9 protein-coding genes are annotated in these 10,673 nt (G+C 70.2%); 1 reads left to right on the forward strand and 8 read right to left on the reverse strand.

Features of this window, described 5'->3' with window-relative positions:
- Positions 1-17: 17 nt before the first annotated feature.
- The 4 genes from D7D94_RS04580 to D7D94_RS04595 are packed head-to-tail and all read right to left on the reverse strand — an operon-like array spanning position 18 to position 7,784.
- Complete coding sequence (locus D7D94_RS04580) at positions 18-2,135, reverse strand: hypothetical protein (RefSeq protein WP_156241510.1); 2,118 nt, start codon at positions 2,133-2,135, stop codon at positions 18-20.
- Positions 2,132-4,882 carry a putative baseplate assembly protein gene (locus tag D7D94_RS04585; protein ID WP_156241511.1) on the reverse strand — a complete coding sequence of 917 codons (2,751 nt, stop codon included), beginning with the start codon at positions 4,880-4,882 and terminating at the stop codon, positions 2,132-2,134. Before D7D94_RS04585 ends, D7D94_RS04580 begins: the two co-directional genes overlap by 4 nt.
- The gene (locus D7D94_RS04590) at positions 4,879-7,419 is read right to left on the reverse strand and encodes a putative baseplate assembly protein (protein ID WP_156241512.1); all 2,541 of its coding nucleotides are present in this window, start codon (positions 7,417-7,419) and stop codon (positions 4,879-4,881) included. The genes D7D94_RS04585 and D7D94_RS04590 overlap by 4 nt, the downstream gene beginning before the upstream one ends.
- Complete coding sequence (locus tag D7D94_RS04595) at positions 7,416-7,784, reverse strand: GPW/gp25 family protein (RefSeq protein ID WP_156241513.1); 369 nt, start codon at positions 7,782-7,784, stop codon at positions 7,416-7,418. Before D7D94_RS04595 ends, D7D94_RS04590 begins: the two co-directional genes overlap by 4 nt.
- Before the next feature lie 28 nt (positions 7,785-7,812).
- On the opposite strand from D7D94_RS04595, the gene D7D94_RS04600 reads away from it, so the two are divergent.
- A complete protein-coding gene (locus D7D94_RS04600) occupies positions 7,813-8,010 on the forward strand; it encodes a hypothetical protein (protein WP_156241514.1) in 198 nt (65 codons plus the stop codon).
- A gap of 94 nt (positions 8,011-8,104) precedes the next feature.
- Here the strand turns inward: D7D94_RS04600 and D7D94_RS04605 are convergent, their stop codons facing one another.
- Genes D7D94_RS04605 through D7D94_RS04620 form a run of 4 tightly spaced genes read right to left on the reverse strand, consistent with a single transcriptional unit; the run spans position 8,105 to position 10,672 of the window.
- Positions 8,105-8,614, reverse strand: coding sequence for a phage baseplate assembly protein V (locus D7D94_RS04605; protein ID WP_156241515.1), 510 nt, complete (start codon positions 8,612-8,614; stop codon positions 8,105-8,107).
- Positions 8,611-9,705: a phage late control D family protein gene (locus D7D94_RS04610; protein WP_216648689.1), complete on the reverse strand. Its 1,095-nt coding sequence runs from the start codon at positions 9,703-9,705 to the stop codon at positions 8,611-8,613. The genes D7D94_RS04605 and D7D94_RS04610 overlap by 4 nt, the downstream gene beginning before the upstream one ends.
- A gap of 4 nt (positions 9,706-9,709) precedes the next feature.
- Entirely contained in the window at positions 9,710-10,009 is a 300-nt protein-coding gene (locus D7D94_RS04615) for a hypothetical protein (RefSeq protein WP_216648690.1), read from the reverse strand.
- Positions 10,010-10,024: 15 nt separating this feature from the next.
- Positions 10,025-10,672, reverse strand: coding sequence for a hypothetical protein (locus D7D94_RS04620; protein WP_156241516.1), 648 nt, complete (start codon positions 10,670-10,672; stop codon positions 10,025-10,027).
- Between the last annotated feature and the right edge of the window lies 1 nt (position 10,673).

The following is a 10,673-nucleotide window of genomic DNA, read 5'->3' on the forward strand; positions in this document are numbered from 1 at the left end:
CATTGTGTGCCGGCCGATCAGGTCTGGAAGAACAGACCGATTTCGAGCCCGAACCGCGTGTAGTCCCCGAGCCGCCGTTCGAGATACGCCTCGCGCAGCGGCTGATTCAGGTGGTGAAGCGCGCCCATCTCTGACTCGTCGTCCGCGCCCCGCCACACCGCGTCGACCGTCCTGCGGTCGAGCTGGATGTAGCCGGGAGCCCCGTAGCGCTCCGACGTGAACACGGGCCGGAACGCTGCGGCATCCGCATCGGAGACGCCCCGGTAACGACGGGGCGTGCGCGAGCCGGGCGGCAGGTAGCTGAAGCGCACGCACCCCTGCTGGCGCCGGTCGGCGATCACCGGGGCGGGCCAGTCTTTGGCATCCGTCGAAGGCACGCCGGCGAGCACGATCGTGTTCGAGACCCGCTCGAGCACTCGCGCGCGGATGCGTCCGAGGACAGTGCACTCGTCGAGCGTGAGCGTGCCTCCCTCGGCGGGTGGGCCATCGGCGGATGCGAACGCGATGCCCTCCTCGCCGGCGTCGATCACGGAGTCGCGGCATGAGACATCCGCGTCGACGTGCGCCCGGATCCCGCCGACGATGCTGCGCTCGATGACGAGGCTGACGCCTGGATCGTCGACGTAGACGCTCACGGCGCCCGCTTCCAGCGGACCGCCGTTGCGGAGGAGGTCACGGCCGGGAACGAGCGTGCAGTGACGGAGGGTGAGCACTCCGCGGCCCGTCACTCGGAGGGCGGCCCCCACGACCACGAGTCCGTTGAGGATGACGGATCCCTCGGCACCTGCGATGTCGTCGAGGTCGATCTCGATCTCGCTCGAACCCCGTACGATCGGACGCCGCTGGTCCTGCCCGCGGATCTCCACCGAGATGCCGTGCGCGATGATGCGCGAAGGCGCGTCATGGGAATGGCTGTCGACGACCTCCACCACCCCGCTGCCGGGGAGCGCAGTGAGCGCATCGGCGATCTTGGAATGAACGGCCGTTCCGCCGAGCCGGCCACCGTCGGCCACGAGCTGCACCGCGCTGCCGGGCGAGGCGAACGAGTCGACCCGGTCGTACTCCCCACCGCCCAGGTGCGCGCTGAAGCCGCGTCGGAAGGTGACCAGCGGAGGCGTCGTGCGATCGTCGCTGAACGCGAGCCGACCGAGCACCGGGTCGATGCGCACGACAAGATCCTCCGGGTCGGCGGTCGGCATGTTGCCCCACTCGCCGCTCGGCGCATCCGAGAGGTTCGCGGACTCGACGATCACCCGGGGGGGCTTCTCGCTCGGGCCCGTGGGGACGATCCCCTCGACGGAGACGGAGAGTCCCGAGCCGTAGTACGCGTCGCGCCAGTCGTTGAGCATCAGCCTTCCGATGGGCATCGGGACGTTGATCGGCTGTGTCGCCTGCGTGATATCGGTCTCGGTCACCGGCTGAGTGAACAGCTGGACGGGGCCCCCGAGCGGGTCGAAGAGGAATCGGCGCTGGTCGCCGGGCTCCCAGCGAACGGCGGGCGAGTCCGAGACCTGCTGGGCTTGGAGGCGCCAGAGATGCACGCCGACATTCGGGATGTTGTACCGACCACGCCGGGTTCGGATCCGGCGGACCTCGGGCAGGTGCGAGAACGCGGCATCCGCTGCCCCTTCCACTCCGCGCTCGAACGGCCCGCCGGCGAACTGCACACGAGACGCGTTTCGAATGGATGCTGTCACCTGCGCCTGCGGCCGGATGTGGTTCATGTGCTGCAGGGCGGCCAGCAGCTCGAAGTACTCGACCGCTTTCGCCGGCCACCCGGTGACGTCGGGCGCGACCTGTTCCAGGACGGCCGCCGTGCCCTTGCGACGCCGATAGCCGATCGTGTTGGCGACCTCGGCGCGCGAGGTCAGGCCGGCGACCGAGCTGCCGGGCAGACCGCGCAGCCCGATCAGCTCCGCGAGATAGGGGAGCACCCACGGCGCGGCCGTCTCGACGAAGAGGTCGTCGTAGAGCTGGTCGATTCCGTCGGCGACGGCCGCGAGCTCGTCGGCGAGCACCTGCAGGTACTGGCCGAGTGCACCGGACTCGTCGGGCTTCCGACCGGGATCGCCATCGCGATCGCGATAGTGGGCGGGAAGCAGATCGAGCAGATGGTCGCGCGAGATCGTGGTCACCAGTCCACCTCCAGCAGGGCATCCTTATTTGCGAGCGTGAGGATCTCGGCACCGCGGGTGGTGGGGCTTCCACCGGGCGTCGGAGCCTCGGCCGACAGGAACTCCGAGAAGGTTCCTGAGCGATCGTCGCTCGGGTGAAGCCGCTCGATCCGCACTCCCTCGACGCCTTCGATGGCATGGATCGCCAGGGCCAGCTCGCTCAGCGACACCCCCTCGCCGAATGACCGTCGGTCGAAGGCGTACCGACGCACGAGACTGTCCACGACCGTGTCCCGCACGCGCTCCGGGTCGTGGTCGGGGTGCACACGGAGATGGGCGCCGACCGTGAACCGCCGCGGCCGGAAGTCCTTGACCTCGAGGGGGACCCGCGGGTCGGACACGCTCCGCAGCGCCCGCCGAACGTCGTTCAGGAGTGTCGAGCCGGTGTCGATCGGCTGCCCGTCCGCCGAGGCGATCGTGACGTGCACGCCGCGGCGGTGTGTATCCCACGTCCAGGTCGCCGTCGCCTTCGCGATGCCCGCGTAGTCCGCCGCGAAGTCGGCGTAGTCCTGAAGCGACACAACCCGGCCGAGCGTGAGCACGGAACGCGGGGCGTTGGCCCGCGCGTCGGCCGCGGTCTGAGGCTCCTGGCCTCCCGCGGCGGGGAGCGGGTTGACCGCGCCCTTCATGCCCAACGGACGCGCGACGGGGAGGGCGATCTGCTCGGCGCGGGCCTCACCCGCGCGCCCGATGCCGGTGCGGTAGTGGGCCACGACGTTGTCGTAGCCCGTGGGAAGCCGGGCTCCCGTGACGCCGTCGCCGAAGGTGATCGTCACGGCGCCCGCGTCGTCAATCGCCGTTGTATAGACCCGGTCGCGCGGTCCGCGGCCGAAGAGCGTCGGGACTTCGTGCCAGCGAATGTCGTTCACCCGCACATCGAGAGAGGATGCTGCGCCCCCCGGTTCCTCGGACGGCACGTAGGTGAGCGGCGCCTTGCGCAGCGTGAAGGTCTGGAACGCCCGGGCGCCGTCACCGCTGCCGAGGGTCTCCCGCGGGGCCGTCTCGCCGTGCGCGGCGGCGGCGACGTTGCCGAAGATCTCGATGCGCGCGTCGCGGCTGTAGACATTCCGGAGCGGTTCGACCAGCACGAGTTCATCGATGAGCCCGATGCGCTCGGCGGCTTCGACGGTTACGACCTCGCCGACGATTGGGTCGTCCGGGTGAGGCGGGAGAATGGTGAGGTTGGTCAGCGGAACGTCCACTGCGACTTGACGACCGGAGTCCTCCAATACGACGCAGTGCCGCCTCGTCGGATCCCCCTCGATGAGGGCGAGGGAGATGATGACCGGCTCCCCCTTCTCGAGCGGGTCGATCCACCCATCGTCGTCCTTGTCCGGAGCCGCCATTCGGACGCGCTTCCCCCTGACGAGCACGTCATGCGGCTCGCGCAGGCCCGGAACGGGGGATGCCAGTTGGATCACGTCACCCCACAATGGCCGTGTGATAGCCACCGGCGCGAACGTGAGACGGTCGCTGCAGAAGGAGACGACCGTGCCCCGCGTCTTCGTGCCCCCGAACTCTGAGACGGCGAGCTCGGTAGAGGCCGACGACGTCGTCGCGACCGCGAGCTCGCGCGGGACCGACGACGTCTCCCCCACCTCCAGCGACGTGACCTGCGCACTGATCCCGTACAGAGCGACGGATCCCTCGGCCACACCGATGACATCGCAGAGCATCGTGGCGGCGGCGTTGGTGAGCACCGCCAAACCCGATGGCTCGACGCCCGGGTAGCTCGCGGAGAGCGGAACGGATGTCTTCTTGCCTCCCGGGACGTCCTTGCCCGTCAACGGGTCAAACCTCCAGTCCCCGCTGACGCTGTCGATCTGTCCTACGCCCTCGCTTGTGAATCTTCCGCGGACCTCCGTCGGCAGCAGCTTCGGATCGATCGCATTGGCGCCGAAGAGCGTCGACCGGTGCCGTAGAGCGAAGATCTGCAGCTCCGCCCCGTCGCCGGCAGGGATGATGGGATTTGGGATCGCCTCGACGTGGGTCGTGCCCGTATCGCGCTCGACTTTCACGTCCTGCACCCTCGCCATCTGCCAGGTACCAGGGGACTTCCGCCAGTTCACCCCGGTCGTGAGGATCTCGTCGCCGGGGCGGAGGCCCGTCTCGACCCCGGCGAGGACGATGGCCTTCCCGCCGTTGGCGGTCGTGCGCGGCTCGAACATCCGCAGTTCGAGCCGGTTCCATGCTGGGTAGGCGACGATCGGCGCGGCCGTCTCGAAGCTCTGCGGCAGGTCGCCGGGATCCGGGATGGTCTGCACGCGGGTCCCCGCCGGGATCGCTGATCCCTCCGGACCTCCCGGCGTCGCCTCGGCCGTGACGGCGAGCCACGCGGACGCCGCGACGCCGGGCTTGAGCCGATACCCGAGGAGGGCCGCCTGCCCCGCGATCGATCCGCGCTCGGTAGCGGTGCCCAGGTAGTGCTCGTTGGCGATGCGCTCGGTGTAGAACGTGATGACGTCGGCGGCGACGGCCCAGGCGTCGAGCAGGGCGATCGAGAAGTCGTCCGTCTCGCGAGTCGTGAGACCCTTCAGCGCAGTCCGGTCGGCCCTGCTGAGCCCGGCGAGCATGCTGGCCCGGAACTGCGCATAGGCGCCCGCCCGGTATTCGATCGCGGGGAGTCCCGGCCGGTTGACGATCTCGACGGGAGTCCGATCAGCGAGCCCGCCGCAGCAGGCGCAGTCCCGATGCGCGCCGGTGCTCATCGCCCGCCCTCCATCCTGAGCTCGAGGGTGCCGCGCTCGACGAAGCTGGGGTCGTTGTCGAGGCGCGCGATCTCCATGCGACCCACCGTGAGCTCCCCGCGGCGCAGTGCGTCGCCTCGCGGATCTCCGCGCCGCTGGAACGCGATGGGCTCGACGAGGTGGACGCCCTCGACGCCGTGCGCGGCGGCCAGGAGAGCGCTCAGGGTCACGGGCTGGCCGAACGTGAACTCGTCGGGGTGGAAGAACGCCGGGCCGCCCTCCTGCCGTCGTCCGCGCCCGAGTCGCGTCAGCAGGGCCTGCCGGACGTCTGCGCGATAGTACTCGGGCAGGACGCATACCCTGAGCACGACCTCGAGCGCGATGAAGCGGGGACCGTCGATCTCGAGATCGTGCCCCGCCATGCGGAACTTCTCGAGGAATCGCCGCAGCTCGCGCTCGAAGCGGGCGTCGACCGCGCCCCCGCCGTGGCGGTCGACGGTGAGGAAGACCGTGTACCAGCCTCCGGTGTACCGCTCGGTGGCGACGGCGCGCTGCACCTCGGGGTGCCGTTCGGCCATGGTCGCGTAGTCCTCAGCCGTGACGGCGCGCTCCGCCACGAAGAACGCGGCCGGTGCATGCTGGCGCGTACGCTCGATCGGCTCGGCACGCGTGCCTCCGCGCGCTGGCACGAGATTCGTCGCACCGGTTATTCCGGGCGTTGGGGTGACGACATGCCCGATGGATCCACGGCCGATGTTGCCCGCGGGGCCGTTTCCTCGGCGCATCCTGACCTCGAACACGGTACCGGCGCGTGGCCGCGCACCGTACTCGCCGTCGCCGAACCGAATCGTCGCCCGGCCGTCGGCCTCGAGCTCGACGACGAAGTCGCGCAGGAAGGCATTCGTGCCGAGAAGATCCCTCGTGGGAAGCCACTCCCGCCCGGTCGCCCGCTCGACGAGCCGCACGGCGGGACGGACGTCGTCAGCCTTCCAGCGGAATGCCGCCGCAGCCGAGCCTCGGTCATCGAACGCGGCCCACTCGCGCACGTTTGCTCCCGGGGCAGCGTGCCCGATGGTTCCTGTCATGGTCAGGTCGGTGAACGGGAGTGTCAACGAATAGCGCGCGGGCCGCTGTCGCGACCGCGCATCGCCGCAGTCGTGGTCGGGCCCCGGGGTGAACGCGAGCCGCGGGTCGGGCCCCGGCACCGTGTAGGGCTCGACGGGCGGCCCGCCGATTCCGGGCACGATCTGCACCGTCCGACCGTGATCCGCAAGCACGATGTTGCCGCGAGCGAGGCTCACCTCTTGGGCGACGCCGTCCTCTGTGCGTTGCCCGAGGCACAGGGCGAAGGGCAGCGCGTCCTCAGCATCCCATTCGATCTCGGTGATCGCGCCGCCTGCCGTCGCACCCTCGACGTGTGCGGACTGCTCGTCCTCCGTCTGCGCCACGCGGATCAGGCGCACGGCATGCCGGTGCTCGGGGTCGGCGTCGCCTCGCTTCCCGGTGACTGGGCCGCACTCCTCCGTGAGCACGACGGCGTCGCCCGGCGCGAGAGGGCGGTGGCCTCGGAGCGTCGCCGACGTCGCACCCGCTGGGAGCGTGCACTCCGGCTCGCCCCACAGATAGAACGGCATCTCGGCGCGCTGCGGCTGCAGGGTGACGGCTTCCATCGTCTCGAACACGGTGGGCGACGCGGCCTCCGCGTCGCGGAGCTCCGGCGAGTCGGGAGCGAGCACGCGTGGCGAATCCGGGACGCGCGTGAAGAGCATCGTGTGCGCGGCCAGCACCGTGCCGCCCGCGCCGTCGGCCACCCCGACCTGCACCCACGTGCGCGCGTTGCTCCCGTCGTGCGGCCGATAGTCGACGAGGCGCGCGTGCCGTCGCGCCGACGTGCGGCGGCGAGCCGACTCCAGTGTCGCCTCCATCGCGACGGCGTCCTGCCGATAGGTCAGGTGATCCGCGCTGTAGGCGAGCGCCTCCACGATCGCGATGCCGAGGTCGGCCGGGTTGCGCTCGGTCCAGTCCGGCGCCAGCACGGCGAGGCGGTCGAGCAGGAGCTGCCGGAAGCCCTGGTAGTCGCGGGCCAGGTAGTCGATCTCGGGGGTGTCGACGGCCGCCTCTCGACCGTGACTGCACAGGCCGCGCAGGTCGCAGTCGAAGTCGGCGGGGCAGTCCACCTTGAACGAGAAGTCCACGCTCGCCAGACGCTGGTCGACACCGGCAAGCGGGCCGCCACCCTCCCCTACCAGCCGGAGCGTGTAGACGGAGAAGTCCCCGGGCCGGTCCACCTCGACCGTGACTGTCGAGCCTGCCACCGACGCATTCTTGACCTGGATGCCTCGCACCCGGGTGCCGCCCTCGATAACGACGTTGCGCGCACTGAGCGAGGTCAGTGGACCCTGCGCGTCGTTGAGCAGGTACACCCGGAGCTTCCGCTGCCGGTCGGCTTCGACGACGCCCGGCCCGTCCTCCACCTCGAGGTAATCGATGCCGTTGGAGGCGTTGGCGGCGCGCAGCGCCTCGGCGCGATCGCGGGTCGCGCATGCGTACGTCGTCATGACGACCCCCCGGTGGAACGGATCGTCTCGATGCGCCGCTCGGCGGTCAGCAGCTCGACGTACTGCACGACGACCTCCAGCACGCCGTCGTCGGCGCGGACGCTGACAGCTTCAAGCAGGATGACGTCGGCGAGCCAGCGCTGCAGGGCCGCCTCGACAGCGGTCTGCAGCGTCGCCGCGATCGCGGCCCCGCTGGGCTCGAAGACGAGTCCCTGAAGGCCCGAGCCGAAGTCGGGGCGATTGACGCGCTCGGCGGGATTCGTGAACAGCACCTGCTCAATCAGGTCGCGGACGTGCTCGCTGCGCGTGGGCGACAGCGTCCTGCCGTCGGCGCCGAAGGCGAAGGGGTGGCTGACGTCGACCATGGCTCACTGTGCCTTCACTCGCACCTGGGTGACGGTGATGTTCACGGGCGTTCCGTTCGGCGCGCAGGTCGCCTGGCTGTCCATCATGAGCACGGGCTGTCCGCCTGCCTTGACCCGCATCGACGCGGACGTCCAGGTCGCCGTGACGCACGGCATGGGGTTGGTGCCGGTCATGAAGGGGCAGCCGGAGATCGTGTGCGGCGTCGGCTGGGTCGTGATGGGTTGACCGCCCGCCTTCACCCGCGGGTTGGGCGAGGCGGCCTGCGCCTGTCCGCCGTGCGCGCACAGGACCGTGGCCCCGGAGTCCAGGAGGTAGCCCATCACGTCACCTCCAGGGCGCCGTTGTTGATCGAGACCTGGGTGCCGCTGAGCTTGAGGGACGCGCCGGATCCATTGTCGATCTCGATGGATGTCGACGAGACCACGATCTTCTGGCCGCCCGGCGTCTTGAGCGTGATGCCGCCGGCACCGGGGGTGTCGTCGAGCAGGATCGTCGTGCCGCCCTCGGTCTGCAGCAGGATCTTCCCCGTCTGGGGCGGGGCTGCGACATCAGTGGGCACGTCCGCGGCCGATCCCCACCAGCATCCCGACCAGACGGGGTAGTCGGGGTCGCCGTGCTCGAACTCGAGCCAGACGCCGGCGCCCGTCGGCGGCAGCGCGAAGACGCCCATGCCGCTGCCCGCGACGGGCGCGCACGGCATCGCCCATCCGCTTTCATCGTCCATGACGTCGGGGATTCTCGCCTTGATACGGCCCATCTGCATGGGGTCGGTCGTGTCGCTCACGGTGCCGCGGTACTTGCCGTAGAAGCGGCCCTGCCCGGTGCTCATACCGGCACCACGGGCACGGTGCTGACGAGCCCCTCCCTGCTCAGCCGGAACGCCTGCGTGTACTCGCCGCGCGAGAGCTTGTGGGTCACGGCATCCACGTGGTAGAGCCCGTCGAAGGCGAGGCCGACGCCGCGCACGCCGACGAGGCCTCGGGCCCGCAGCACGTGCCCGTAGGCCGCCGTGTCGACCTCCCCCGTGCCCGAGACGGCGTTGGGCGTGTTCATCGCCGCCGAGAGCAGGTTCGTCGCGGCCGTCGCCGTCGACTGGTTTGCTGTGTCGCGCGCGAGAGCCCTTCGCATGGCCGGGACCGGCCTCGCCGCGAGAGGCGGGATCTTCAGCGAAGGCAGCGTTGGCACGGGGATGGTCATCTTGGTGAACGGCTCTAGCACCTTGCCTGTCGTCTGAGCACCCGCCTCGCTGTCGATCGTGAACGAGATCGACTTCAGATTCGTTGCCGCACCCATGTCTTTCGTCAGCGCAGGCTGCGGAAAGCCCAGCCGCACCTCGGGACCCCAGTACGCCTTCGACGCCCCGATCGTCACCGGCTCGATGTAGAAGACGTGCCCGTTGCGCTCGGCCGCCCGCTTGACGAATGCGAGATCGGTCTCGTTCTGCTGCGGCACGCGCTCGGTCTCGATCGGCATGTCCATCGTCGGGGTGACGGCGGGGGCGATGCCGAGCTGCGCGTATCGGCCGAGGATCTGCGTGACGATGATCGAGTCCGCCTGGTTCGGGTACTTCGCGTTCTTCTCCTCCATGTCGAGCTCGACCGAGAGGTCCTGCGCCGTGACGGTGAGCGCGCCGTCGCCCGACTCCTGGTGGACGATGATCCCGTCGAGCAGCACTTGCGGCAGGACGCCCATCACGACCGCGACGATCAGGCGATTGCCCGGGGCGAGCGCGGGGTCGCCGAGCAGGGCGGCCGGGGGCCACTGCTCGAAGACGACCTGAGCGCCGTCGCCCTTCTCGCGGTCGGCCGTCACCTCGACGGACTGAAGGGCGTCGATCAGGCGCGGCGGCGCGGGACGCGGCAGGGTCTTCGCGCCGAGCAGGAGCAGCACGCGCGCTCCCAGACGGGCCGGCATCGTCATGGCCTCACTCCTTCGCCAGCGGAATCCGGATGATGCGGCTCGGCTGCTCGAGCTCCGCGGGACTCAGCACGGTGTTGGCGTCGCACAGCACCCAGAAGCGTTCGGGATCGCCTGCGTAGAGCGCGGTGATGACATCGAGCCGCTGCTGATCGGCGACGCGGTGCTCGGCGAGCACGGGCTGGTCGGTGTAGTCGGGGATGCCGCGACGACGTGTGTACGCGACCTCGCGCGGCACTCCGTCGGGACCGGGCATCGACAGTCGCACCACCTCGAGGCCCGCATAGCGTCCGTTCTGCGCGTTCACGGTCCCTCCTCTCTCTCACAATCCCGCCGCGGTGCGCACGGCTCTCGCGGCCGCCGCCGACGTGCCGAGTGCGCCGATCACTTCGAGCGCCACGTGGTTGGCGAGCGCGATCGTGCCCGCCGCGCTCGCGGCACCCGCTTCGTGGTAGCTCACGACCTTCATGCCGAGGTCGACCTTCGCGCGGATGGGGTTGAGCCGCGGGTCCAACGCCTGCTCGGTGATCGAGCACGACGTGAGCCGCACTGGTATCACGCGCGACGGCCCGAGGACGAGCAGCGTGAGAGGTGCCGCCGCCGGGAGGATCTCGATGACGCCCATCGCGGTGAGGGCGAGGTTCGCGATGACGGTCGGCGCGGGCGGATACAGCATCAGCTCGATCGTCGCGAGGATAGGCCGCACGCCGAGCGCGACAGCCGTCGGGTTCGCGGCCTCGAGCTGATCGGCGGCGTCGACCTCGAGCGAGAGCTGAAGCGTCTCGGCCGGCGGCCCGCTGAGCCGGAGCGGCCCCGAGCCGGCGTCGCCCCCGACCGTTCGGGGCTCGAGCGTGCGGGTGAGCTCGTCGGGGTTGTACTGGAAGACGACGACACCGGACGCTGGGCGCAATGGCTCCGCCGTGACGATCGCGCCGCGGAAGACGTTGGGTGAGAGCGGAGTCCCGGTCACC

This window comes from Microbacterium oryzae (assembly GCF_009735645.1).
Lineage (GTDB): Bacteria > Actinomycetota > Actinomycetes > Actinomycetales > Microbacteriaceae > Microbacterium > Microbacterium oryzae.

Bases quoted from the DNA above. Each gene is read 5' to 3' on its own strand.
- D7D94_RS04590 (WP_156241512.1), bottom strand. From the start codon at position 7,419: ATGACGACGTACGCATGCGCGACCCGCGATCGCGCCGAGGCGCTGCGC.
- D7D94_RS04585 (WP_156241511.1), bottom strand. From the start codon at position 4,882: ATGAGCACCGGCGCGCATCGGGACTGCGCCTGCTGCGGCGGGCTCGCT.
- D7D94_RS04595 (WP_156241513.1), bottom strand. From the start codon at position 7,784: ATGGTCGACGTCAGCCACCCCTTCGCCTTCGGCGCCGACGGCAGGACG.
- D7D94_RS04605 (WP_156241515.1), bottom strand. From the start codon at position 8,614: ATGAGCACCGGGCAGGGCCGCTTCTACGGCAAGTACCGCGGCACCGTG.
- D7D94_RS04610 (WP_216648689.1), bottom strand. From the start codon at position 9,705: ATGACGATGCCGGCCCGTCTGGGAGCGCGCGTGCTGCTCCTGCTCGGC.